The following is a 25,460-nucleotide window of genomic DNA, read 5'->3' as shown; positions in this document are numbered from 1 at the left end:
CATTTCAATCGAGCAACGTCAGCATGGGTCAATTTTGCGCACCCACCCAACTAAGCCCGTTCCGCGAAACCACCGTTTCTCGCATAATGCCAGTATTGCTGCTATCGGCCATCGGCCAGGTCGTAGCAACACATCTGGCCCCAATACCAGTAATGACAGCAATGCTGGCATATTGCACAGTTTCACCGTTGTAGCACATTGACCTGCATGTTTCCAATAGCAGTATTACTGTCATTACGGGCAGGCGGGGTTCGCAGAATCGAAACAAGCCGAGACTGCCACGCCAACATTGACGGCATTACTGGTGTTACTGGGATTACAGTCCCCCCGGAGCTCGCCCTCAACTCTCTACTGCTATTGACAGTAATGCTGGCATTTCTTCAGTTCGGCGCAATGGCGCAAAATGCCTGGACGTGAGGCGGAGAACGCCACGGCCCGACGACTACGTCACCCGTTCGACCGCACCTGGCGACCCGCACGTAGGTCGCACCTCTCACTCGACATTTCAATCGAGCAACGTCAGCATGGGTCAATTTTGCGCACCCACCCAACTAAGCCCGTTCCGCGAAACCACCGTTCTCACGAGGAATACTTGCGGCATGGGGTATTTCATAGGACGCGTTGTGGTCGTTACCGGGGCCGGAGCGGGAATCGGGCGGCAATTAAGTATCCAACTGGCCGCCCAAGGCGCAAAGCTCGCGCTGATCGACGTCGACCCAGGTGGCCTAGAGGAAACGGTCGAGCTGGCTGGAATCAGCGCCGACTCGGTGATGATCTCGTCGCGGGATGTCACGGACCGAGAAGCGATGGGGGAGTGTGCCGCGGCAACGCTGGCCCAGTTCGGGCATGTTGATGCGATCTTCAATAACGCTGGCGTTCTGTATTCCGGAACCGTGGAGGATTCCGACTACGCAGACATCGAGCATGTGATGAATGTCGACTTCTGGGGTGTAGTCAATGGGTCGAAAGCCTTCTTGCCGTACATTGTTGCGTCGGATCGTGGGTCCATCGTCAACATCTCATCGGCCTTCGGTCTCATGGCCGCGCCTGGTTACTCGGCCTACAACTCAGCGAAGTTCGCGGTCCGCGGGTTCACCGAGTCACTCCGCCAGGAGATGCTTCTTCATCACCGGCAGGTCACTGTGACTTGTGTGTTTCCCGGAGGAATCAAGACTTCAATTGCACGTACAGCGCGTGTGGCGACAACTCTCGACCATTCGGAAGTCGTCAAATCCTTCGAGGGTTCCATCGCGCGAACGGATCCAGCGGACGCTGCCAAAACGATTTTGCGCGGTGTGGAACGGCGCCGACCTCGAGTGCTGATCGGTAAAGATGCCCGCATCGTCGACCTACTAACTAGGACTGCCAGTTCGGGCTACCAACGGATCATTCCAGCACTGAAGTCCGGCTAGTACTTTTGGCGGATGCCCAGGTCAGCGCCGTCCGCTGAAGGACTAGATACCTGTAACGGGCAGTAACATTAAGTCTGTTTTGTCGGGTAGTGTTCCTCTGTTCGCATCCGCGGGGAGAGGAACTACGCAGTGGCAACAAAGTGGTTGTTGATTGAGTCGATCGGCGGCGCTACACCGTCGATCATCGGTCTGGGGAGTACTCCTCGAAAGTTCACACCGTTGGACAAATTCTTCAAAAGCAAGGATTCCCTCGACGAGGTTTACAGCGTGATTACCGAGGTCATGGCGTCGCCTGACCGCGTAGACAGGGTCACGGCTGATGGCCGCCGGCGTGTCGTTGTGGAGCCGTTGGTGACGTTCTCAGGACGTCTGCATGGCATGTACCTATGGACTGGCGGACCAGACGAAGTCGTTCCCGACAGGGATCCGGCCGGAGCTTGGTTGTTCAACCTGACGGCGAGCAAAGCCAGCGGAAGCAACGATCTGCTCGACTTGTACGGCGTTCCGGAGGATGAGCGACATACCGAGAAAGCAATGGCCGGCGCCTTCACCCGTCTCGTGACCAATCGCGATGAGGGCGAGGCTTTGTCGAAGATCATCCACTCGGCTCCCGGAACCATTCACCAAGCGGTGTGGACAGTGAGGCGAGATGACGACGAGCTGCGTGCCGCCCACTTTTCGTGCCGAATGCTTGAAGAAATCGATCCTGCGACCGGCAGGTCAGAGGTCATTTTGCGAGGAATAACGCAAGACATCGGCCCCGCGATCGACGTTGCGGCGGCTCCGCCCCCTGTGGTTCTTGAATACCGGGTCCTCGAGGCTGCGACGGAGGAGGGGGAGTACCGAGCGATCGTCAATCTCAAGACGCTGCAACTCATTCGATGGGTAGGCGATCCGATGCCGGACTTGGCGTGGGAATCAGTTGATGACCAGGTTAAACCTGGTATGCATCCCGAGGACTTGCCTGTGGCGCTAGAGATGTCTGCGGGTTTGGCGCGGGGCAAAACGCAAGGCGCCGTCCGGTTCAGACAGCTCGACGGGAAGTGGAAAGCCTGTGATGTGCGAGCGACATTGATGATGCTCGACCAGCACACCACCGCCGGCCTGGTCATGGTCCGCGCTGCTGCGGATTCGTAGCTTTTCACCAGTTGTCGATGCCGCGCTGACGCGCGCACAGTTCTGCGCGCGCGTCAGCGGCAGTCCTCCGCTCAGCGATCTGTCTGCGGCGGCGGACTTCCGCAGCATCCGGAACAGCTGCCATCGCTGCCAGTCGGCCGGGGGAGTCCTCAGTCGCGGCCATTGCGTAACGCGCACGTTCGGCCTCGAACTGAGAGGACTGTCGTTCACGTCCAGCTTTTGCCTGCTCAGCGGCAATTTGAGCGAGAACATGCGGTGAGAAGGCTAGATCCTGCTGCTTCATGAGCCAACGGATAAACGCAATCGGATGCTTTGGGTCCGGTGTCATCTTCCGCGCCTCGGCCCACGCGTCGATGGTGGAGTTGAGATCGTCAGCGGTCCAGCCGTGCGCCGCTGATTCGGCCAGTGCAGGCGCCCAACCTCGGGGGGTGTGTTGACGTGCCCACGTAGGCGTTCTCGGATTACTGAGCCACTTGGATGCGAGCAACAGGCCTTTCCGGGTGCCGTCAGCCTTCTCGACCTCGGACCTGGACTCCTTGCGCCGCGAAGCGGCTCGTTTATCCACAGATCGTTTTGTATTAAGTACCTCTCTACGAGAGGTAGGGATAGAAAACTGACCCCTGCGGGGGTGGGGTGCCATCTGTATAGATCCTGCGACTGACATGCGGGTTTTATCCACAGGCTTACGCGGGTGCAGCGCCCACACCGATGCCCAGCCACGCGACTTGTCATCAAATCTCCACGACGCCATACGTTCGCCTTTGCGGCGTAGTCGGCCACGCAATACCTCCGTGGCTACCCGAAGTAGTTTGAGCGCTTGACGGGCTCGCTGAACGGTCCGCTCTCCGAGCCCTGTTCGCTCGACGAGTGTGGCAATGGATAGACGCGAGCTGCGGCCGGAATCGAAATCAGCAGCACCGGCCATGACTTTCGCGACCGCCAACAACGACTTAAGACTGATCCCTCCGCCGGCGACACTGCCTGCCTTCGACGTCTTGACGAGCTCGGGGCGGATGCGGTTGTACTCCGCGGTGTAGGCGCAGCGGACGACGATCTCGACCCAGTGCTGGGCTCCACGCCATAAGGCGATACCGCCGTATGCGCCGGGCTCCAATTCGAGCGTGACCTGGCAGTACCTTCGGCAAGCTGCCTCTGGGCCACCGAGCGCGTTGACGAACATCGGGGTCAGGGAATGGCATTGGTGCCCGTGCACATGGCCAGATACAGCGCGAGGCGTACGAGCTGTGCCGTACCGACGCCGCATGGGGCTGCTACCGCAGTACGGGCGCAGTACGGATGTAGGTGCGTGTTCGTGAACAGCGACACGCGCAGGAATCATTGAAACTTCATCAGGCCACGATGTAGCCTGAGACCTGTCCGCCAAGACAGTCCCTTCGGGGATATAGCAGTACCGCTGAGAAACGAGCGTCTAACTCGAATCTCACCAACTTCGAAAAACCCTCGACCCCGCCCGGTTCGGGGGTTTTTTGTTGCAGTCGGTGCGCTACAGCTAACGATGTGTGGTTGTCACGGCATCCCCCGCCCGGGTTTGCCGTCTACGCGACGTTCGTTACGCGGTGAGCTGCAAAACCTCCTGGTCGAGTTCGACGACAAGATTCTTATGGCCAGTGGTGGCCGCCAGCAGATCTGCGACGTACTGGCTGACGGAGCTGACTCCGGCCGCCTTCCGCCGCTTTTCCAGCTCTGCGTACACCGGATCTGGAACGCGACTCACAACCCGGGTTCGATCACCCTTGCTTGGTGTGGGCATGCTCTTCTCCCTTCGGCCCGACCTTGCCCCCTAGCGATGCAGTGCCAGGTTCCCGTTCATCCTGTGCCAAGATCACACAATCGTCACGGTGACACGCCGAAGAAGAACCGAACTTCGATGTTTGGGTGGAATTATGGGGAGCTTTTTTAAGAATCGCGGAAGCGTGTCGCGCGCGCTTGACGGTTGTCGCGATCGCGCTGCCAGACCTCAGCGACCAGCTCGGGCGTGACCTTGTACAGCTCAGCAAGCTGCGCTGCCCTGGTCTCGTCGTACTCTTTGCGCCCTTTTTCAATTCGGCCGAGAAGCGTCGCCGAAATTCCGAGAGCTTCAGCAGCTCGCCCTTGAGTCATCCCAGCTTGGGCGCGCAGATCACTAAGGCCAAGTTGGCCATTCGGAATAGGCACAAGGTCAGCAACGGTAAGTCGCAATTCGGCCGCAACCTTGGCTAGCAGCTCGGGAGTTGGTGCCGCACGACCCGTTTCCCATGCAGAGACGGTCTGCTCGGAGACACCAGCGGCGTCAGCCAGGTCTGCAATATTCGCCTTGCGCGCCAGTCGATAGCGCCGCAACCTGGCAGCACTAAAGCCTCGAACAGCACTCCGCGACACGCCTACTCCAAGCTCTCGAGAACCATCCCCGTGAGTCATTGTGTCGCTCCTTTACCCCGTCAACCCGCACTGGTGTTTAGAATAATAGGGTGTTATATTGGTTTCGCATAAAAGGTTACCAAGAAAGAGTCGAGGTCAAGGGGCCTATAGGCGGGAAAGGGAGGGCCGTGAGGCGATTGAATGAGTTGCCGAACACAAACCGCGCGGTCTACCCTGCAACGGCGTGCCCAGCCTGGGATTCCTCGGTACTTGTCGACGTCGGTATCGCTTGTAGCGCAGAAGAATTTGCACACGTCTATCTGCGTGTGCCTTCTGAGTACGGGCAGGCGATTTGGATGAATTGGTTTCTCGCAGTGCGCGATGCAACATCACAGGTCACGCTCAGTGACCGTTCTACTTCAAGCACGAACACAAGGACTTCGGCTTCTGCCGAGCGTCGTGCTGTCTCGAAAGCCCCAGGTGCGTTGGTGATTGGCGTCCCCTCACGCACCTGGGGTTCTTTCATGTCCGCGGTGCTGCACGCACCAAGGCGACCAGACCGCAGGCCTTCGAGCCTATGCGGTGAAGTTGAAAACGCAACTAGCCGGAGGCAGTCGTGGGGAACAACTCTGCGCAGAATACCTATTCCAGCTGGGTAGAACAGGACACTCTCGAACTCGGATTCGCTGACCGCGAACTCGGGCGCACTGTGAACCCTGCATGCGGCCATGCCACCCGAAACCCGGTCCGTCGTGTCTCGCCCTTCGTGGTGCTCGGCAACACGGTCCGTGAAGCACCCACCCCGCTCCTCCCGCCCGAGGAACGGGTGGGTGCGCCTTTTCGTGCACGCTGCCTTCCTCTATTCGCCAACGTCGTCCACTGCATGGGGCGCAATCCGGGCAGCGTTTGTATGAGCGTTCCGATTCCCGGCTTCTTCCGCCGGTGCCCACTCGGACACACCCAACTCCCGACCACGTCCAGCTTCTTCAAACACTTCGCGGCCGACGGCGTGATCTCTGCCGCGCATCAGCTTCCGGTACGTCCTACCGGGATTAAGGGCCCCGAGATCACAACTCTCGCGGCCAGCCCGTCCACGAATCCACCTAAGTGTTTGCAAAACAACACGATTGAAGGGATGTCATGAAGCAGTTCAAGAAACCACGGTCCGGTGGTCGTCATCGGTCACCGTCGACGGGTGCGGTCGCAGCCGTGACGTGGGCGGCGATGGTCGGAGCCGCCTTCGTCAATGCCGGAGTTGCGATCGCAGCGCCGACCCAGCCGGGCATTACCGCTCCGTCGCAGCCGGGCATTACGACGCCTCCGCCTGCGTCGGAGCAGCCGGGTATTACTACTGCCCCTGAGGTTCCTGCGCCGACGTCCGATCGTTCGTACTGGACTCCGCCGCCGGCTGAGTACGACAACATTCAGTGGAAGCCTTCACCGTCGACGCAGCAGTCGTCCCCGAACAATTCAGGCGATAGCAGCGGGAACTACGTTGCGCCGGCGTATTACGGTGAGCCGATCGACGTGGGGACACTCCATCTCCCGACCGAAGTCGAGATCAGCGCGCCGATCGAAGCACCGCCCCAGATGTTGCAGCTGGGTGATTACGTCGGGCCGAAGCCCAATTGGATGTCCGACGAGTATCTCGAACGCACCAATAACACTGCATCTGTCGGTGTTTCACAGTTCGCGACATTCTGGTCCAGCGTCGGCGTCGACGTCGATCGTTCACAGCGTGTCTCGGCTGCAACCTTCGGCGGAGCCGCAGCAGGTGCCTTGGCTGCCGGAACCGCAGGGTTCACAGTGGGCGCATTGGGTGGCGGCACAGTGGGCGGTTTGATCGGGGCCGGTATGGGCGGTCTGGTTCCGCTCCCGCCGCCACTGCCGGAAGCGACGACAGGCGTCGTCGGCACCGCGATCGGTGCCGGTGCAGGTGGATTGCTTCTCGGGATTCCCAGTGCCGCGGCTGGAGCTGTGGTGGGCGGTCTGACGGCGGGAGCAATCGGGGCCGGTGACACCGATGCCGAGCCTCGCCACATCGACGTGCCGAATCTCCCTGAGCCGGACGCACCTGCGATCACCTCGCAGACCAGTGACGCGCTGGCGGCGCAGGCCCCGCAGGTCGCGCAGGTCGTCACCGATGCTGTGGCGTCCGTTCCGCAGATCACCGAGAACGTCAACGCGCAGCTCACTACTGCACGTGAAAGTGTCCTCGCTCAGCCCGGTGGCGATCAGGTCATCGCCGCACTCGACAACGCGGCCGTCGAAGCGAATTACGCCTTCGGACCTACCGCCGATCTAATCGGCCAGGCTCTCGGCGCTGCTGCCGCTGGAGCGACCCCCGCGTAATCACTACCGCCGCCGGGGTCGGGGCTTCGGCCCCGGCGGTGTTAGTCGAAGTTCTTTTTCTTTGCACGAGAGGAAATATCGACATGTCAGGTCAGAACTGGTTTCCGCCGTTGGACCCGACCGAGTTCGCCGACGAAGTGGACACGGGAGAGCAAACCCCAGACACCGACGTACATTCCGAGTCCGAGTCCGAAAACCCCGATGAGGAATCAGAACCCGACTCTCTACTCGACCATGCCGAAACTGTTGAGAGCGAACCGGTTTCCACCGGCAACGCTCCCTCGGTAGACGAGACCGTTGTCGCTGCGGTGAGCCGACCCACCCAACACCTCACTCCCACATTCGAACTCGCAGATGAGGCCGAGAACGGCCCGGCGACCGATCCGGTCGTCTCTGAGTCAGTGGGTGTTGTCCGCACGCTCCCGGTCGTCACCCTCGCTGTCAGTGATCTGAATACACAACCGGATTGGGCATCGGAATGGGAGCTTCCGTCCACCGACCCGGAACCGACACCGCCCACCCCGGATGCGGGGGAGCGGATCGGTATCCCCGAACCTCTCCCGGGATCCGACCGGGCGCGTGGCCGGAGCCGCCGCACGAAAGCCGCCGTCGGGGGAGCCGCTGCTGCCGTGCTGGCCGTCCTCGTCGGCGGAACCGCTATTGCGCTGGCCTCCGGTTCCGACGAACCGGACGCTCCAGCCTCCCTCGAAGTACCTGGAACCACTACGGCCCCGCCGGCGGCGGGGACGTCTGTCGCCGGGGCGCAGGCCGCCTCGTCCTGGTGCCCGAGCAGCGTCAAGGGTGACGTCATCAGCGGGAATGGCCCTGGCGGGACCGGATCTGGCCCTGATGCGATCCTCGGATTTCAGTACGCCTTCTACGTCGATCGCAATGCGGACAAAGCGCGAGGCTTCGCCACTCCGGAAGCTGCGGCCACCCAACTGTCGGCCTTGCAAGCCGGCATCGACGACGGCGTCCCGGTCGGCACTGAGCATTGCGTTCTGATCCGCCCGTCCGGTCAGCCGGGTGTCTTCGCCGTAGAGATGGTCCAAAAAGCCGCGGACGGCGCGATCGTGCGATACGCGCAAACCATCAGCACGACCGTGCGCGATGGAAAGACGCTGATCGCGGCCATCAACGAGAGCGTAGGCACGCCGTGACGTGGGCGGGGGACTGGCTGGGCGGCGAGCCGACAGAAGACAACGAATCCGACGAGACGCCGTCGGCACCGGTCGACGACACCGCACCGCCGCTCGTGCCCGGGTCCGAGGCAGAAGGCCCGGTCGATGAGGTGCCCGAGCCAGAAGAGGCACTGATTCCGCTGGCACCGCCTTCTGCTGTGCTGATCGCCGGGGTTGCCGGTGGAGTCGGAGCCACCACGACAGCGGTCGGCCTGGCGAGTGCATTGCACACCGAACTCGTCACTGCTGCCGCCGTGGATACGACCCCCGCCGGTGGTGACCTGTCCGAGCGTGGCTGCGGGCGCGAGTTGAACCCCGGCCAATGGGTCTCCGAGCACGGGGTGCTGTGGGGTCGCCGCACGCTTGGGGAGCTGAGCGGCGACGCTGCGGCGCTCGCGTCCGTTCATTCACTCCTGACCGCGTCCGGTCATTTTCCGGTCTACGACGCCGGAAACCCTTTGCGTGCACAGCATCTCGCTCCGCTGCTGGCCGATGCGTCGGTCGTGATCGTCCTGGTGGTGTCCAGTCGCGGCGACTCCGTGAACCGTCTTCCCTCCGTCCTGGAATGGATCGAGAGCACCCTCGGCGCACGCACGTTGGCATCGGTCGTCGTGGCCGTCGTCGAGGTCCGTCCCGGTTCGACGCCGGTGGCCGATCACCTCAGTGCCCATATGGCGGGCCGGATCGGAGCGGTGCGCCTGATCGGTCACGACCGGTCGTTGGCCGCAGGAGGACCGATCGTGACCTCGGCGATGGGCAGCGGTGTCGAGCAGGACTTCACCGCTCTCGCCGCCGACGTACGAAACCTCGGTGCAGCCGCGCCGACGCAGTGAACAAACACATCCGAAGGGAAATCCGCATGAGATATGCGAGAGGGATCACCACAGCGGTGACGGCCACGGTCGTCCTCGCACTGGCAGGAACCAGTCTGGCGAACGCCGCACCCACCTCAGGCGACTCCGCACCGATGCCCTGCACCGCTTTGGGAGTCTTCGGTGTTCAGGGGACCAACCAGTCCGCGCCGGATGCCGACCCCACCATCGACAGCGGCTTCCTCGGCATGTCGGTGATGGTGCCCTTGCTCCAGTCCGCTGCCGGTGAGGTCTCACGGATGCTCGTCCCGTACGCCGCCGACTTCGGTTGGCGGGGAGCGACGTACGAACAGTCGATGACCGAGGGGGTCGACAAGACCAGCCAAGCGATCGCCGATTACGCCGATAGGTGCCCCTCGTCGATGATCGCCGTGACCGGATATTCGCAAGGCGCACAGATAGCGGACACCGTCATCCGCAATATCGGCAGCGGCAAAGGCCCGATCACAGCGGACAAGCTCGCCGCCGGTGCATTGTTCTCGTCCCCGAATCGCCCGCAAGGTGCCAGTACCTTCCCCGGCGGCTCGTCCGGGCAGAGTTCACCGACACCGCCCAAGGGCGTTGCCACCTCTGCCTTGTCGGATCTGACGGTGACCACCCCGACCCCTGCTGACGGCGGCGGCATAGCCCCGAACTACGCCGCCTCGTCCGGGTACGGCTCTGTTGCCGGCCGTGTCGCTTCGTTCTGCACCGACGGCGACCTCGCATGCGCGACACCACAAGATGCGACGCTGGCCCGCACGGTCACCAATATCGCTGGGCAGCTGCACCTCGAGCAGCAGGATCCGCAGAAAACTCTGGTCGACCTCGCGGGCGCATTGGGTGGGGCGACAATTCGTACCGCCGCCGACGTCGTCAACGACGACATCAACTTCTCAGGCGGCCGGTTCACCGTGCAGTCGTCCGGAAAGACCATCCTCGGGCGCCTGTCCACGAATTCCGATCCGCGCTCCGCCACTCCGGACGCGGACGCCGATGTCATCCGGGCAGTCATCAAAACCGGTGTCATGGGATTGCAAGCGGGCATCGCGGTCGCGAAGAAAGTCCTCACACTGGACACGATCGGCACCCTCGCAACCGTCGGCATGGCCAATCCCCCTGCTGCACTGGGCATCTTGGCAGCGAAAGTCGGGGACGCGGCAATGAGTTTGTTCCCGCCGTCCACCGGCACCCAGATCCAGAAGTACATCTACAACGAAGTCCAGCGCGGCATTTCCGACAACAAGGACCTGCTGAAGATGGCAACGCAGGTCAAGTACTGGGACACGGCCCGCAACCACGGCACCTACGACTCGATTCCCGTGGGAGGACAGGGGCAGACCCCGGCGAAGTTCACCGTCGAGTGGTTCTCCACCCTCGCGAAAGAACTCTCGTCCGGATCCACGTCGGCCGGGGCGAGCACCACGAAAACAGCCTCGCCGACGACTCGTCCGAGCGGGACGCCCTCTGCGGCCCCCTCGTCGTCGACGCCGCTGACCAGCTCGGTGTTGGCCACGACATCGGCGGTTTCTCCTGAAATCGTCGGGCCGGGCGGCGCGTTCGCGCCTGCCCAGATCCCGACTCCCACTCAGGCGCCTGCCGCCGCACCGCCCGCGCAGTGATCGGTCGGCGGCGCACGGAACTCCTCTGCTGCGCCGCCGCCCAGCAAACCCCGGGACGCACTGACGTCCCACTCCAACCGAAGGGACCATCTCGTGTCAGATGACAGCAGCAGCGGAGGCGTCGGCGGTGCCATCGTCGTTGTCGGTGCCGCAGCCGTCGCGTTCCTTCTGATGATCATGGCCGTGGTGGTCGTTCTCGTTTCCGAGGACGAAGAGTGCGCTCCCGTCGAAAACGGGGGCGGGCAGGTTGCCGCTGCTGGTTCGCTGGTCAAGCCCACCAAGTCGTCCGAAACAACGGACACCTCTCCGTTCGGTCCGCGATGGGGCACCGAACACAAAGGTCTCGACCGTGCGGGTCCTGTCGGTACCCCGATCTACGCGTTCACCGACGGCCGCGTTCGTGAAGCCGGTCCCGCTGACGGCTTCGGGAACTGGATCATCGTCGATCACGAAATCGAGGGCCACGTATACAGCTCGGTTTACGGGCACATGTTCGACGACGGTGTGATGGTCCGCGCCGGAGAGCAGGTCCGCGGCGGTCAGCAGATCGGGGCGATCGGCAATGCCGGCGGCTCGACTGGGCCGCACCTTCATTTCGAGGTGTGGGACGGGGGTCGTCTACCCGACGGCGCCGGTACCGCGGTGGATCCAGGGCCGTGGATCGACAAGGCCGCCGAGCCCGGCGAGGCTCCCGCTGCGCCGGCACCGACTTCCCCGGGCTCGGGCGATGCGGGTGATGAAGGTTCCGGGTTCGGAGGTTTGGACGGCCGACAGTTGGCGATCGCGAAGCAGATCGTCGCGGTCGGTGAAGTCATGGGCATTCCAGATCGCGGCGTCGTCGTCGCGCTCGCAACCGCAAGCCAGGAATCCGGCTTTCGCATGTACGCCAATGACGGCACCGATCCTCGCCTCGAAGCCGATCAGAAGGACGTGGGCCGATCCCTGGACTTCCCACACGATGCTGTCGGACGAGATCACGGCTCCGTCAATCAGTTTCAGCAGCAGTACCCGTGGTGGGGAACGCTCGAAGAACTGATGAACTCTGCCACTGCATCACGCAAATTCTACGAAGCGTTGGCCAAGCAGAGCGGGTGGGAATCGCTACCGATCACCGTCGCAGCACAGAACGTTCAGGGATCGCTGTACCCGGACGCGTACGCCGACGACGAGCCGATCGCCACCACGTTGGCGGCCAAGTTCAAGGGCGCCGGGGCGAACATGTCCGAAGCCGACCTCGCATCCATCGCAGCTGGTGGAGCCATCGCTGTCGCCGACGGCGGCAGCGCTGCCTGCAACGATCAGCAGCCCGCACCCGGTAGCGGCGGCGGCGAGGGTCCGGCCAGCGAGTTCGGACGAGCCGTCATCCTGGCTGCCTCGCGCTGGATCGGTACCCCGTACGTCTGGGGCGGTGGCGACACGAACGGCCCCACCGGCGGCGGATTCGACTGCTCAGGTCTGACGCTGTACGCGGTCTACCAGGCATCCGGCGGACGAATCAGCCTGCCGCACTTCACCGGATCGACCGCAGATCCCGGACAGCTCTACGACTCACGCGGCGCAGAAGTCCCCGTCGACCAGAAACAACCCGGCGACCTGATCTTCTTCGGCCCCGCCTCGAACACGCACCACGTCGGCATCTACTACGGCCTCGAGAACGGCGAAGAGATGTTGCTTCACGCTCCGACCGAAGGCCAGACCGTCACCATCGCTCCGTTGTCAGGGATGTCGGGAGAACAAATGCACGTCCGCCGCTTCGGCGCATCACAACCGCAACCGCAGGAGGCACGATGACAAACCGGACTGACCGCAGACCGATGAGGTTGACCGCATTCGCAGCCATGACCTTCGCTGTTCTCGCACTTGTCGGATGCGGCCGCAGCAATGACCACGACCACCCGATGGATGAGGGCGGTCCCACCCAATCATTGACTGTTCCCGCCGATCCAACTCTGCCGGAAACGTTTTCCTCGGTCGATCAAAGCGATCCGGAAGCCGTGATGATCGCGGCCGCGCAAGCTCTGTTCTCGTACACCCCCGGGGCGGACACCAACCAGATCGACGCCGCGAACCGGGCAGCACCGTTGCTCGACGAGCGGTACTACACCGACAACGCGTCGTCCTTCATTGCTTTGGCACCGATCACCGGTCGCCAATGGGAGTCCTGGCGTGAGCGCAGCGCGGTGGCCACGGCCACGGCGACGGTGACCGCCGACAATCGCCCCGAGGACAAGCCTGCGAAGGTCTCGCGAGTCGTGGCCGTGACGGTGACCGCCGTCGATGCCGGAGGCCGGGAGATTGATCGGGTTCCGTTCGCGGCGTACATGACCGCCACCAAGCTCGGTGTGTGGCGCGTGAGCGCGGTGATGGTCCGATGAGCAGCGCATATGCCGATGTTCCGCGTCGCGGTGCTCCGATGCCGAGCGGTCCACGCATCGCGGGGGCTGTGATGCCCGGGATCGATGAATCCGCTCCGATCTGGGAAGGCCCGATCGAACGTGAGGCTCTGACCCCGGCCCGGCCGCTTGTCTGGTTTCTCGGAGCTACCGGAGGTGCCGGAGTCTCCTCGCTGACGCGTTCCCTCGCGTACGCGGGGGACTGCCAGCGCGGCTGGCCCGGATACATCGGTGACCTACCGGGAGCGGACTCGCCGCTGGTGGTGCTCGTTTTTCGCACGACGATGCACGGCGTAGAGCGTGCTCATTCACTGCTTCTGCAACACGCCGCCGGTGGCACTCCGGAAGGAACACACATCCTCGGCGTCGTGTCCGTCGCCGACAGTGATCGCCCACTGTCCAAGCCGGTCCGGAACCGTCTGGCCGTCGTCGAGTCGCTGGCGCGCTCGCTGGCCGGTCACTGCTGGGACGTGCCGTGGCTCGAGCCTTGGCGGGTCATGCCTCCTCGTGAGCTTCCCGAGTGGTCTCCGTCCTCGACGTTGCCGGCCGACAAGAAAGCGGCGCGTGACCCGACGAGATACCCCGTCGCCCCGGTGATCGCTCTCCACGACCAGATCCGAGTCGCAGCAGCAGCTCGGGTGAAGGAAATCAGTTCTTCCGCAACATAACTCGAAAGGCACTTTCTCATGAACGCACTCCACACCCTCAACACCTACATCCTCGCTCAGCAGCCCGCGCCCTTCCCCTCGCCTGGACAGGGCGGGGACGTGATCGACGTTCAGATGACCACTCCGCCGTCAGGCGACAAGTTTCAGGTTCTGCTCGGCGTCGGCCTGTGGGCGGCGACAGCTTTCCTGATCGGACTGGGAATGATGGCCGGCGTCAAGTTCGCCCAGTCGTTCGCCGACGGTACCGCCGGACGCGGCGAAAAGATGATGGTGGTCGGTGTCGCCGTCGGCGCGATCATCACGTCCTCCGCCGCCTCGTACGTCACCTGGTTCATGGAGTGAGTACTTCGATACTGGCCGCGGGCGGCGGCATCAAGATGCCCGGCGAAGACGTCCTGGTCCCGCTCGGGCAGATGCTCGGGGTGTTCCTCTGGTTCGTCGCAGCCGGTCTGATCGTCGCCGCGATGCGCGCCGGTGTCGAAGTCGCGCACCGCTTCGACGACGGCGAAGTCACCGGCCCCGGAATCCGGCGGTTGATCTCGATCGCCATCGGCGCCATCGTCACCGCCTCCGCAATCACGTGGGCGGGATGGCTCCTCATCTAGCCCGTCTCGATTCCACTACTCACTTTGCGAAAAAAGAAGGAAATCATGGCAATTCACCGTTACCGCCTCGTCGGCGCCCTCGCGGCCGCAGCTCTCGCGCTGTCGGTGGCCACCGCGTGCGGATCGTCGGAGGAGGACCCCGGAACCGGCAACGCCGCGGCGGTCGACACCAGTGCAGCGCCGCAGCAGGTGACGTGGGAGAGCTACCGCGGTGTCGCTGTCCCTGTCTCCGCTGTCGACGGACCGACGAGCGTTTCGGCGAAGATCCCGTTCGGATACAGCCGAACACCCCAAGGGGTGGTGATGGCCGCCATTCAGGGCCAGAGCCGTCTCGCACTCGCACCGGACGAGACCTGGGCGCAGACCGCACAACTGCTGACCGCCCCTGGCCGGGGCCGTGACGCGTACGCCGTGGCGCGGGTGATGACCTCCATCACCACCGAAGCCGATCCTGCTCAGACAGCCCAGTTCGCCGGATTCCGCATCGAGGACTACAGCCCAGACCAAGCCGTGGTGTGGCTGGCCACACGGATGCCGGACGCTGCGCTGTCTGCGTCGCCGACCTCGCTGATCTGGCAAAACGGCGATTGGAAGATCACTCTCCCTGATCCGCAGCCCGAGACCTCCGAAGCTGCGCCCACCGATCCAGTGCCGTTGACCTCGCTCGACGGATACACCGCCTTCTCCTACGCCGACTGATCTTCCCCCGACTTTTCAGGAGCCACCCGTGAGTAACCGCACCGAACCCCGCGAGACCACAGAAGGATCGCGCCTTCGCCGCACCGGCGAGTGGTTGGCGACCAGCCGCACGACCGGGATCGCCGCTGCCGTGTTCTGCGCGCTTCTCGCCGTGGTCGTGGCCGTCGCCGTGTTCATCGCCGTCACCCGCGACGACGATTCCGCCGGCAGCGGCGCCCCCACTGCCACCCAGCCGCCCGCGACGGCACCAGCAAAACCCGACAGCGGCACTGCATTCGGCGTTCCGTCGGCGGATCTGTTCGGCCGCGTGATCGCCAACCCCGTCAACCCGCGTGGTCAGGCGTTGCCGCAGTCGCCGGCAGATCGCCCCTCGTTCAAGGAAGGTGACCCGGTCCCCGCTCCGGAGGGATTGATGTGGCAGCAAGTCGGTCCGTTCATCCTGCCGTTCTCGACCTCCGACGGCCCCACTCGAGTAGATGGCCCATTGGCCACGGGTTTCGCTCGCACCCCTCAGGGCGCTGCGCTCGCTGCCTGGCAGATCAGCATGCGGACGGTCATCGACCAGGAATCACTCGATGCGGTCTTCGACAACCAGATCGAACCCTCGACACGGGGCAACAAGGCGTCGTGGGCGCCGAAGAAGTGGATCGACTGGAGCCAGCTGCCCCCTCAGTACATCCCGGCGGCATTCAAGATTTCCGGTTGGAGCGCTGACAACTCGTTCGCAGTCGTGGAGGTCGCGGCCCGCGACAAGACTCCGGGCTCCTGGTTCACCACTCGCTTCGAGGTCGTCTGGCAGGACGGTGATTGGAAGATCCGTCGCCCTTCCACCCAGCTTCCGCCGCAGACGATCACTTCGCTGACGGGGTGGACCCAATGGTGAAGCGTCTGGCTGCGATCGCCGCTCTGCTCCTGGCTGTGCTTGTCTTCGGGCCGGTCGCACTCGGGCATGCCCAGCCCCCGGCAGATGATCCGGGCACTTCGGAAACCGGACAACCGCCGGCTGACGACGACATGTATGCCGGTTGCCGCGACGTCGGTGACTCTGTACCGGTCGTCGGTGGGTTCCTCGAGCGGTTCTGCGACTTGGGCACTGCTGTTGCCAATCCACAGGACGCGGCCGGCGAGTTCGCCGACGGGATGTGGAAATCGGGCGTCGGCAAGGCCGCCGAAGTGTTCCTCGACGGTTGGAAAAAGGGCATCACTTTCATGCTGACGTGGTGGATGACCAACTCGGTCACCGGCGCGGTCGGAAACAGTGACACCGAGAACACAGTCTGGCAAGTGCACCAATTCTTGCGAATATTCCAGATAGCGGCGTTCATGATCTCGGTCGGGATCTCCGCACTCAAACTCGCCTGGGCCAAATCGCGTCTGGCACAGCAACATGCCGAAGAAACGGCAATGATGTTGACCCGCACAGTGTTCGCGTCCTGGACTCTGGTTCCGCTCATCCTCGCCGGCGACGAACTCTCCCGAGCAGCCGGTGTGTGGCTGGTTCAAGCGATGGTCGGAGAGAACATCGACGAAGCAGCGAACAAACTCCTCGCCGTCGCCGAAGTCGGCCCTCTCCTGGGTCCGGGCTTGATTTTCGTCTTCGCAATCTTGGGCATCGTCGGAACCGCCGTGCAAGCGGTGTTCATCATGATGCAGATCGCGATGCTGCGCCTCGTCCTCGGATGGGCACCGATCGCGGCCGCCGCATCAGGAATCGGCAGCGCCGGAATGCAGGCCTGGACCAAGCTACGGAATTGGGCGGTGGTGTTCGCACTGTTCCCGTTCGTCGCTTCCAGCGTGTACGGGATCGCTTTCCTCTCGGCCGCCGGTGCTACCGACGCGCAAGGTGTCTTCGCCGGAATGATCCTGCTGACACTCTCGTGCCTGACGATGCCGGCGTTGGCGAGACTGATCGTTCCGGCGATGGGTTCGATGGCCGGCGGTAACGGCGGCGCGGTGCTGGGCGGCATGCTCGCCGCGACCGGCGCAAGTATGGGCGCTTCGATGATCCAGTCGATGTCCTCCTCGGCTGAACAGGATTCCGGGTCCTCCTCGTCGTCGAGCGTTCAAGGCGGCCCGAGTACCGAACCGACCGGCTCCAGCACGCCCTCATCGGGATCGAGCTCACCGGCGCCCTCGGGCGGTGGCACGGAAGCGGCATCGAGCGGTCCGTCCGGAGCAGCGACCGCGAGCGGTTCGTCCGGAGCAGCGTCCGGCGGCGCGTCCGGAGCAGCGTCCGGAGCAGCATCCGGCGGTGCAGCTTCCGGCGCGGCCGCGGCCGCTGGTCCGGTCGGCGCGGCCGTCGCCGTCGGGCAGGAAGTCTCCGACCGGATCGGCAGCGCTATGGGCGCCGTCGCATCGACGATCGGCGACAGCGCCTCCGGAGCAAGTGGGGGAGCGGACGTTCCGGACGAGCCGCAAGGTGGGCGGTCCGGATGAGCGCACACCGCACCGCACCGTTCGACCTCATTGATTCCATCCTCAAGGAGCAGCTATGAGCACCGAAGCACCGGCCCGCCCCAACACCTACGGCGGTCTTCACGAAGCCCCTTCGACGTACCTGTTCGGTGTGTCGAAGAAAATGTTCTACGTCTTCGCGTCGGGCATCGTGGCCGGCATCGTTGCACTGCTCGCCGGGTTCTTCGTCTCCGGAGCGGTGATCCTCGGCGTAGTGGTGCTGACCTGGGCGCCGCTCGCTGCACGCATCGGCGGCAAGTCAGGGTACGAATTCGCCACTGAACTCACCGGGTGGAGCAAGCAGCGTCGGCGCGGCCAGCACATCCTGCGCGCTGGTTCTCTCTCGAACGCGCCCGGAGGCCGAACCCGAGTCCCGGGAATCGGCGCTCCGATCGAAATGTGGTGGGGAATCGACAAACTGGGCCGACAATTCGGAATGAGTCATCTACCGAAACTGCATCAGTACACGATCAGGCTGCGTTGCTCTGTGCCCGGATACAAGGGTGTCGAACAGGGTCAGGTCGACCTCGACGTCGCCAACTGGGGTGAGTTCATCAACCTCAGCGGACAGACGCCGGACATCGAAGCGATCGCCACCATCATCGAAACCCTCCCGGAGACAGGCGCGCGGCAAGACGCGGAAATCACGCGACTGTGCAAACCCGGCACCTCTGAACTCGCACAAGCGGTGGTCCGCGAATCGGGCACCGGCGTACGTCACGGAATCCAGTTGCACACCCACATGGCACTCACCTTCACCGCGAACACGGAAGCCAAACGCAAGGATCCGATGGCGATGATTGCCGATCTAGCAGAACGTCTTCCGTCGATCTGCGCGAACCTCGGCACATTCCGCGTGACCGCTGTCCCGATGTCCGATCACGAAATCTCCGCAGTCGTGCGCCGCGCATACGATCCCCGCCCGGTTGTCGAAGCCGAGGTGGAATCGTCACTGCGCAGCGGAGAGATGTACGTCGACTGGCTCGATGCCGGCCCGATGACGGCCGAGGAAACCAAAAACACCTACTTCCACGAAGGCGCGACCTCGAGGACCTGGGTGATGAACGCACCCCCGTCCGGTGCCCGCAACGAACGGATTCTCAAAGCACTTCTCGAAGGTCACGGCGACGTCCCGCGCAAGCGCGTGACACTGATTCACCGGCCGATGTCCCCGGCCGACGCCGTGAACGCAGTCGAGAGCGGCTACGTCTACGCAGTCGGTGAACGCAATGCCCAACGCGGTATCGGGTCGGTGCGCGCAGACCTCAAGGTCAAGGCAGCAGACCGTACTCGCGTCGAGGTCGGCAACGGTGCCGGCGCGACAGCGGTCTCGCTGATCGTCACCGCGTCGGCAAGTACCGAAGCCCAGCTCGACATTCAGGCCGACACGATCGAATCCCTGGTCGCCGGGTGCTCGACGAAAGTACGGCCCGCATGGCGATACCAGGCAGCGGCATTTCTCTCGGGCGTCGGAGTCGGGGTCTATCTCCAAGACCACGCAACGACGGCGAAAACCTTGCAGGCCTGAACCGGCCGACCACCACCGAGAAGGAGAAAACGATGAGTTTGATGTTGCGCCGCCGGATCGCAGACCTGACCGGCACGTACGAACCCGGACGCAAGAAGCAGAATGCTTCCCTACGCGATCCGATGGCAGCGGCACGCAAACGCCGCCAGGCAGAGGAAAAACAACGCATCGCAGACGAGAAGGCAGCAGCGAAAGCCGCCGAACTCGCACGCGACCCTTCCCGAACCGAACCGAAATGGCGCCGCGCCCCCAAACTCACCGACCGTGGTTTCGCCGGCCACGGCGGCGGCAAGATGGGCGTCGTACCCAAGCCGCCGGAGTTCCGCGGCACCAGTGTGCAGGCATGTGGGCTCTCCCCGTGGGTGGTAGGCAGCACCTATCCAATGGTCGGAACCCCGCTCGGGAAAGATCCCGACGGCATCTCGTTCCACTACGACCCGATCACCGCCACCTACCGTTCACGCCGACAGAACACCCCCAGCGTGTTCATGCTCGCCCTGCCCAGTAACGGCAAGTCCACGGTGGGCCGCAAACTCGTCAGCGGCGGCATCGCCCAAGGTCACATCCCGTTCGTGTTCGCCGACACCAAACCCGACTTCACCAAGGAAATCGAAATCATCTGCGGCGATCGCGGCAAGATCGTGCGCCTGGGACACGGCGAGGGGTACCTCAACCCGCTCGCGATCGGAGCTCTCGGGTCGGTGATTCCGCTGCTCGCGGACTTCCCCGACTTGCAGAAGAAAGTGATCAAACAGGTTCACCAACGCCGCAAGCGAGTGATGCAGTCGCTGTGCGAAATCGAGCGCGGAACAGCGCTGACACAGGCCGAACGCAACATCATCACCGCGGCGCTGCGCCTACTCGAAAAGGACCCCCGTTTCGGATACGACAACCCGCCGCTGATCTCGGATCTGCTCACGTTGATCGAGAACCCGCCGGAAGAGTTGATGCGCAAGGCGTACACCCGCGACAAGGACAAGTACCTCGCCAAGGTCGAATCCCTCCTCGAGACATTGTCCGCGCTGCTCGACGGCGATCTCGGTGAGGTGTTCTCCCAGCAGACGACCACCCCGATCGACTTCACCGGCGAGGATCGACCGACCGGTGTGTGCGTGGACATTTCAGCGCTCAGCCACGGTGACACCAAGCTCGAAGCTGCGGTGATGGCCGCATGCTGGGAGGACGGATTCGGCGCCATCGAAGCCGCACACGTCCTCGCCGATTGCGGACTTCGCGACCGGTTGCTCTTCCTGGCAGTGCTCGACGAATTCTGGCGAGTCCTCGCCGGCCCTGGAATGGTCAGCCGCGTCGACGCCCTCACCCGCCTGACCCGCACCGTCGGAACGGCGCTGGTGATGATCACCCACACCGTCAAGGACCTCGAATCGCTCGAAATGGACTTCGACATCATGAAGGCCAAGGGCTTCATCGAACGCGCCGGAGCGTTGATCGTGGGAGCCCTGACCTCGGACGAGATGGACAAACTCGACTCCATCATTCCGTTCACCCGCGCAGACAAGGCATGGGTCTCCGCGCTGTCGTCCCCAGCCGGCTACGACGCCCAACTCGAAAAGCCAGGACCACCCCCCGGCCGAGGGTTCTTCCTGCTCAAACAGGGCACCGAACGCATTCCGGGGCACCGTTTCGAGACCGTCCTGACCCCCACGGAACTGAAATACCAGTGGCACGACACCGACAGTCGGTTCGTCGACGCCACCGACGCCGGATACGCGGCACAGACAGCGAAGGACAATGCGGCATGAGCGGCAAACGCAGCACCCGCGGCAACCGCTACGGAGCAGAGGTGCGCAGTGCCACAGTAATTTTGGTCGACAAGCTGCGCCCTCAGTATCCGTCTCTGTGGGCGACTATCGAGCGTGTCTCCGCCGATACCGGGATCCACACCTCCACCGTGCGGGCATGGCTACGGCAGCGGGAAGGCGCGGACGCCGTGAAACCGCAACCGTGCGCCCCGGATTCCGAAATACATTCCCTCCGCGTCGAACTCGAAGCACTACGCGAAGTGAACCGTGGACTGATCGCCGCGAACAGAGGCCTGTAAATGACGCATATCTTCCTTTACAGCACCGCCACCGAAGTCGGTGAGCCGTCGGCCGCATTGCAGAGTGCAGTACAGAAGATGCACGACCTGGTCGCCGACCTCGAAACGAAACACCGTTTCGTTGCAGTACAAGGCCATTCACACACCGTCATCCCCGCTCAAGTAACGGGAACATCGTTGACAAGCAGGCCGCGGCCCGGTTACGCCGTCACATTGACCACCGTCGTCGAGATACCGACGGACAACACGTAAATCCGAAAGTTGGTAGTAAACACCATGTTTCGACGAATACTCACTTCCCACGTCAGTGCCGCCGTCGACAGTAACGGAGATCAGTCATGAGTAAGGGTTCTGTGCGTGATCCCAGTCAAGGTGACGTGGCGTTCGAGGTGCTCGGTGTGTGCGCCGGGATCGCGGTTGCCGGCGTCGTCGGCGCCTCCGTCGCGATGCAGTTCGGCACCGAGCAGGATGTTCCGGTCAATCCGATGGCGATGGTCGCGGGCCTGATCAAGGGCGATCTCGTGTGGGAGTCCGGTGCGAGCGTAGTGGCGATTGCCTTCGCCTTGGCGTTGATCGTGCTGGTCGCAGTGGGCATGTGGTTGTTGATCCTGCGCAAGCGGGACAGCACCCGCGTCGACGAGCTGGCCAAGTACATGGGCCGCGGTCGCGACATCGCTTCGTTGACGGAACAGGCATGCCGGGCAAAAGCCGAATCCTTGCAGGTGAGGCTCCGTCCCGACGACGTTGTCGGCATCCAGCTCGGGTACCTGTTGCTGCCGAGCAAGCCGGTGTTCGGGTCGGCCCCGATGTTGCGCGGCAGCTGGGAGGACCTGCACGTCGATATTTGGGGTCCTCGCACCGGTAAGTCGACCAGTCGCGTCGTCCCCGCAGTTCTCGATGCTCCCGGCGCAGTCCTGACGACGTCGAACAAGCGCGATGTCGTCGACGCGACCCGCGACGTTCGAGCGGCAATGGGCTCGCAAGTCTGGGTGTTCGATCCGCAGAGGGTCGCCAATGAGGAACCGAGCTGGTGGTGGAATCCGCTCACGTGGGTGACCGACGAAGTCAGGGCCGCCGACCTGGCCGATCATTTCGCCTCCGGTGACGACGGACTCGAAGCGAAGACGGACGCATTCTTCGATCCGGAAGGAAAGGATCTGTTGGCGGCACTGTTCCTGGCTGCGGCACTCGATCGCCGCCCGATCACACAGGCATATACGTGGGTCACGGACGTGCAGAACCAGGAAGCGGTGAAGATCCTTCGCCAACATGGGTACGGATTGCAGGCGGACGGCCTGGCCGGGCAGTACAACGCACCCGACAAACAACGCGGCGGTGTGTTCGGTACTGCCAAGAAGATGATCCGCTCGCTCAAGATCAGGACGATTCATCCCTGGGTGACGTCGGACGGTTTGTCCGATCCGCGGCCGCATTTCGATCCTCGTGAATTCGTTCGTTCCGGAGGCACGCTCTACAGCCTTTCCCGCGAGGGCAACGGTTCGGCCGGCCCATTGGTTACGGCGTTGACCGTCGCCGTGATCGACGCAGCCGAAGAAATCGCCACCACCTCACCGAAGGGACGTCTGCCTGTTCCTCTCGTCGCTCCTCTCGACGAGGTCGCCAACGTCGTGCGCTGGTCCAAACTGCCTAGCCTCTACAGCCACTACGGTTCACGCGGAATCATCATCATGGCGATCTTGCAGTCCTGGTCACAGGGTGTGGAGGTGTGGGGCGAACGCGGGATGAAGAAACTGTGGTCGGCGGCGAACGTCAAGGTCTACGGCGGTGGTGTCGCCGTCGATGACGGGGTGTTCCTTCGGGACATGTCCACCGCGATCGGTGACCATTGGGAGATCACCGGGTCGGTCACAGCCTCCTCGCAAGGCCGATCCACCTCCAAGCAGCGCACCAAAGTTCGTACGTTCACCGAATCCGAACTCGAAGCACTGCCACGTGGCCGGGCGATCGTACGTTCCTCCGGTAACCGGCCTGTGATCGTACGGACGGCGCCGTGGATGGCCGGCCCGCACGCCGACCAGATCAGGGCGTCAATCGAAGCCCACGATCCGGCAGCCCCGGCGACGTTGGCGGAAGCAGAAGAAGGCCTGTCCGAATGGCTCAAGCCAGACCACGCGGGAGCTGCGCGTGAGGCGGTGTCGCTGTGACCGCGCCGTTCGAGCCACCACCGGAGGACGATTTCGATCCCGGTGAGGCTGACTATCTGCCGCCCGATGATGAGGACTATCCACCCCCATCCGCGTACACGCCCCTCAGCGGGGGAGATGAACCGAACGTCGAAGCGCCGCTGAGCGAGAACCTCGAGGCGATGGTCGGCAAGGCAGTTCTCAAACGCATCCAGAAGGAAGCCGACGCGATCGCCGAAGCGAAGTGGGCGGAAATCCTCACTCCAGAGCTGTACGCGCGACTCGAAGCCGCGGCGGCGGCCCGGTTGCTGTCGCAGCTCGAAATTTCACTCGCCAATCCGGAACCGGAGCCGGAGCCGGAGCAGCCGGCAGAACCGGAACTGGTGTTCGGATCGGTAGAGGAGTTCGTGCGCGAACGCATCGCCCCTGTCTATCGGCGTGAGGTGATCGAGGGGACGTCAAGGAACTGGTGCACGCAGTGGTGGAAACACGCCGAAGCTATCTCCCGGTTGGAAGCCCTGTGGCGCGCATGGGAGCGTCTGCGCCTGGATCCCTCGACCGGAATGAGTGTGTGGTGGCGCGATCACGCCGACCACCACATGGCACAGCTTTTCGATCCAGAGGGCACGTTCAAAGCGTGCTCGGTCCGCAGCGGTCATGCCGGCGGCGACTTCGCGATCGTGCCCTTGCCGACTGAACCCGCACCGTCGTCGATGTTCCCCGACATGCGTCTCTCCCCTGAATCCGCGCCCACAGCGCCGTCACCCCACAAGGAAGGCAACAACTGATGTCAGAGCACGACGAAATCGGTGAGGTCAATCAAGAACTCACGCGCATGTTCCGGGTCGGCTTGCAGTCTGCGTCCCGTCTCGCGGAGCAGATGGGTCGCGCACGGGAGAAGCAGATCCGCGACGCCGAAGCCAAAAGCGTGCAGGCGGCCCGCGAACTGCGCGAACGGCTCGTCGCCGAACGCAGCGCGATCGAGGCGCAGCTACGTCCGGTGATGACGGACCGCTGGTGGGAGGACGCTACCCACGCGCAGATCGCCGACAGCTGGCAGCAGGCCCGCGGCTGGCAGGACCACTCGCAGCCCGCGGCCGACGCCGCAGATCGCATCCGCAAGGAAGTCCAGACACGGTACGGAATAGATGCGGCCGCCCCCGGGATCGACCCGCGAGAAATCGAGAACCTGCTCCAGGCAGCCGAAGAAGCCAAGCGGGCCGCTACCGACGAACAGGAACTCGCCGAACGCGAGAACGTGAAGGCTTCCGAGCTGATGGCTGAGGCCGATCGGCTCGACAAGACGGCAACAGAGGCCGAAGGTACGCCGGCCGAAACTGAAATCGCCGAAGATGCAGACGCTCATCGCGCAGCCGCAGAAGCCGAGTACGACTCAGCCGAACGGCGCGATGCCCTCGCCGCCGACATGAACGCCGGAGGAGTGGACAAGGAAACGATCGGCGCCCGGATGACGGCCGATCTCGACCAGGCCAAGCATCCCCGAGGAGCGGTGCAGACCGGGACTGGTAAACCGCCGGTCGCCAGGAAAGGACGTCCGAGCAAGGGCCGCAGCCAGGAACGCCAACACACCGGCCGATAGCCGGGCTGGTCTCGTGCCCATGACGTTGACCTACCTCGAGGATTTACGTCAAACGTGACATCGTTCGATCATCAGGACCCATACCCGACACCGGCGTGGGTCCTGATGTCATTCAAGTGCCCGCAACCTGTCGCAATTTGTCAACGTGGCCTAGCGATTCCTCCCCGTCAAACGGCACACTGTGGCCATGACTGTAGGCACCTTCGCGGGCATGGCGCTCCAAGACTCCGCGCATCCTCCGGGAAATGGCGCGGTCTTCCTGCTCCGCAACAGTCCAGCTCAGAATGCGGCAATTCAGCTCTCCGGCTGGACAATTCAAGTAGCAGCAGGCGTCAAAGCAGTTGTCGTCTACGGACACTCGGGGGCAGGTCCTGATGGAAGCCACACCGCAGCC

General features: G+C 63.3%; 25 protein-coding genes. 22 read left to right on the top strand and 3 right to left on the bottom strand.

The genetic code is table 11. The features are described from left to right. From R4P70_RS30615 to R4P70_RS30605, 3 genes are all read left to right on the top strand, one after another. Window positions 1-202 (top strand): hypothetical protein (locus R4P70_RS30615; RefSeq protein ID WP_317833450.1); only part of this gene is annotated, 202 nt, incomplete at its 5' end. Window positions 203-599: 397 nt separating this feature from the next. Next, complete coding sequence (locus R4P70_RS30610; protein ID WP_317833448.1) at window positions 600-1,412, top strand: SDR family NAD(P)-dependent oxidoreductase; 813 nt, start codon at window positions 600-602, stop codon at window positions 1,410-1,412. 129 nt (window positions 1,413-1,541) lie between these two features. Further along, the gene (locus tag R4P70_RS30605; RefSeq protein WP_317833446.1) at window positions 1,542-2,549 is read left to right on the top strand and encodes a GAF domain-containing protein; all 1,008 of its coding nucleotides are present in this window, start codon (window positions 1,542-1,544) and stop codon (window positions 2,547-2,549) included. Between the two features lie 4 nt (window positions 2,550-2,553). Here R4P70_RS30605 and R4P70_RS30600 read toward each other — a convergent pair whose 3' ends face one another. The 3 genes from R4P70_RS30600 to R4P70_RS30590 form a co-directional block, all read right to left on the bottom strand. Then, window positions 2,554-3,729 carry a replication protein gene (locus R4P70_RS30600; RefSeq protein WP_317833444.1) on the bottom strand — a complete coding sequence of 392 codons (1,176 nt, stop codon included), beginning with the start codon at window positions 3,727-3,729 and terminating at the stop codon, window positions 2,554-2,556. 390 nt (window positions 3,730-4,119) lie between these two features. Next, a complete protein-coding gene (locus R4P70_RS30595) occupies window positions 4,120-4,320 on the bottom strand; it encodes a hypothetical protein (protein ID WP_020971495.1) in 201 nt (66 codons plus the stop codon). A 146-nt stretch (window positions 4,321-4,466) separates the two neighbouring features. Further along, on the bottom strand, window positions 4,467-4,967 hold the full coding sequence (locus R4P70_RS30590) for a helix-turn-helix transcriptional regulator (RefSeq protein ID WP_317833442.1): 501 nt from the start codon (window positions 4,965-4,967) through the stop codon (window positions 4,467-4,469). Between the two features lie 1,080 nt (window positions 4,968-6,047). Here R4P70_RS30590 and R4P70_RS30585 point away from each other — a divergent pair. The 19 genes from R4P70_RS30585 (at window position 6,048) to R4P70_RS30495 (ending at window position 25,066) form a co-directional block, all read left to right on the top strand. Beyond that, window positions 6,048-7,259: an insoluble domain protein gene (locus R4P70_RS30585; protein WP_317833440.1), complete on the top strand. Its 1,212-nt coding sequence runs from the start codon at window positions 6,048-6,050 to the stop codon at window positions 7,257-7,259. A gap of 83 nt (window positions 7,260-7,342) precedes the next feature. Beyond that, on the top strand, window positions 7,343-8,419 hold the full coding sequence (locus tag R4P70_RS30580) for a hypothetical protein (protein ID WP_317833438.1): 1,077 nt from the start codon (window positions 7,343-7,345) through the stop codon (window positions 8,417-8,419). Further along, the gene (locus R4P70_RS30575; protein ID WP_317833436.1) at window positions 8,416-9,273 is read left to right on the top strand and encodes a hypothetical protein; all 858 of its coding nucleotides are present in this window, start codon (window positions 8,416-8,418) and stop codon (window positions 9,271-9,273) included. The genes R4P70_RS30580 and R4P70_RS30575 overlap by 4 nt, the downstream gene beginning before the upstream one ends. A 26-nt stretch (window positions 9,274-9,299) precedes the next feature. Beyond that, complete coding sequence (locus R4P70_RS30570; protein WP_073513581.1) at window positions 9,300-10,913, top strand: cutinase family protein; 1,614 nt, start codon at window positions 9,300-9,302, stop codon at window positions 10,911-10,913. Window positions 10,914-11,006: 93 nt separating this feature from the next. Then, window positions 11,007-12,704: a peptidoglycan DD-metalloendopeptidase family protein gene (locus R4P70_RS30565; RefSeq protein WP_317833433.1), complete on the top strand. Its 1,698-nt coding sequence runs from the start codon at window positions 11,007-11,009 to the stop codon at window positions 12,702-12,704. Then, window positions 12,701-13,288, top strand: coding sequence for a hypothetical protein (locus R4P70_RS30560; protein WP_317833431.1), 588 nt, complete (start codon window positions 12,701-12,703; stop codon window positions 13,286-13,288). The genes R4P70_RS30565 and R4P70_RS30560 overlap by 4 nt, the downstream gene beginning before the upstream one ends. Further along, window positions 13,285-13,974: a hypothetical protein gene (locus R4P70_RS30555; RefSeq protein ID WP_317833429.1), complete on the top strand. Its 690-nt coding sequence runs from the start codon at window positions 13,285-13,287 to the stop codon at window positions 13,972-13,974. Before R4P70_RS30560 ends, R4P70_RS30555 begins: the two co-directional genes overlap by 4 nt. 18 nt (window positions 13,975-13,992) lie before the next feature. Next, on the top strand, window positions 13,993-14,316 hold the full coding sequence (locus R4P70_RS30550) for a hypothetical protein (RefSeq protein ID WP_042925324.1): 324 nt from the start codon (window positions 13,993-13,995) through the stop codon (window positions 14,314-14,316). Next, window positions 14,313-14,579 (top strand): hypothetical protein, encoded by a 267-nt coding sequence (locus R4P70_RS30545; protein ID WP_019750044.1) that lies wholly within the window; start codon window positions 14,313-14,315, stop codon window positions 14,577-14,579. Before R4P70_RS30550 ends, R4P70_RS30545 begins: the two co-directional genes overlap by 4 nt. A 45-nt stretch (window positions 14,580-14,624) precedes the next feature. Then, complete coding sequence (locus R4P70_RS30540) at window positions 14,625-15,278, top strand: hypothetical protein (protein ID WP_317833425.1); 654 nt, start codon at window positions 14,625-14,627, stop codon at window positions 15,276-15,278. Window positions 15,279-15,306: 28 nt separating this feature from the next. After that, a complete protein-coding gene (locus R4P70_RS30535; protein ID WP_317833423.1) occupies window positions 15,307-16,161 on the top strand; it encodes a hypothetical protein in 855 nt (284 codons plus the stop codon). Beyond that, a complete protein-coding gene (locus tag R4P70_RS30530) occupies window positions 16,155-17,714 on the top strand; it encodes a hypothetical protein (protein ID WP_317833421.1) in 1,560 nt (519 codons plus the stop codon). The genes R4P70_RS30535 and R4P70_RS30530 overlap by 7 nt, the downstream gene beginning before the upstream one ends. 55 nt (window positions 17,715-17,769) lie before the next feature. Continuing rightward, complete coding sequence (locus R4P70_RS30525; RefSeq protein ID WP_317833419.1) at window positions 17,770-19,260, top strand: SCO6880 family protein; 1,491 nt, start codon at window positions 17,770-17,772, stop codon at window positions 19,258-19,260. A 32-nt stretch (window positions 19,261-19,292) separates the two neighbouring features. Beyond that, on the top strand, window positions 19,293-21,023 hold the full coding sequence (locus R4P70_RS30520) for a hypothetical protein (protein WP_019750039.1): 1,731 nt from the start codon (window positions 19,293-19,295) through the stop codon (window positions 21,021-21,023). Further along, window positions 21,020-21,322: a hypothetical protein gene (locus tag R4P70_RS30515; protein ID WP_020971508.1), complete on the top strand. Its 303-nt coding sequence runs from the start codon at window positions 21,020-21,022 to the stop codon at window positions 21,320-21,322. The genes R4P70_RS30520 and R4P70_RS30515 overlap by 4 nt, the downstream gene beginning before the upstream one ends. Beyond that, entirely contained in the window at window positions 21,323-21,574 is a 252-nt protein-coding gene (locus tag R4P70_RS30510) for a hypothetical protein (protein WP_317833416.1), read from the top strand. Between the two features lie 86 nt (window positions 21,575-21,660). Next, window positions 21,661-23,487 carry a type IV secretory system conjugative DNA transfer family protein gene (locus R4P70_RS30505; protein ID WP_317833414.1) on the top strand — a complete coding sequence of 609 codons (1,827 nt, stop codon included), beginning with the start codon at window positions 21,661-21,663 and terminating at the stop codon, window positions 23,485-23,487. Then, window positions 23,484-24,254, top strand: a complete 771-nt coding sequence (locus R4P70_RS30500; protein ID WP_019750035.1) for a DUF4913 domain-containing protein — start codon at window positions 23,484-23,486, stop codon at window positions 24,252-24,254. The genes R4P70_RS30505 and R4P70_RS30500 overlap by 4 nt, the downstream gene beginning before the upstream one ends. Next, window positions 24,254-25,066, top strand: a complete 813-nt coding sequence (locus R4P70_RS30495; RefSeq protein ID WP_317833411.1) for a hypothetical protein — start codon at window positions 24,254-24,256, stop codon at window positions 25,064-25,066. Before R4P70_RS30500 ends, R4P70_RS30495 begins: the two co-directional genes overlap by 1 nt. Window positions 25,067-25,460: the final 394 nt, after the last annotated feature.

The sequence above is a fragment of the Rhodococcus sp. IEGM 1241 genome (assembly GCF_033142365.1).
GTDB classification, from domain to species: domain Bacteria; phylum Actinomycetota; class Actinomycetes; order Mycobacteriales; family Mycobacteriaceae; genus Rhodococcus_F; species Rhodococcus_F erythropolis.
The sequence above is the reverse complement of the archived record's forward strand: the minus strand, read 5'-3'. Positions and strand labels throughout refer to the sequence as shown.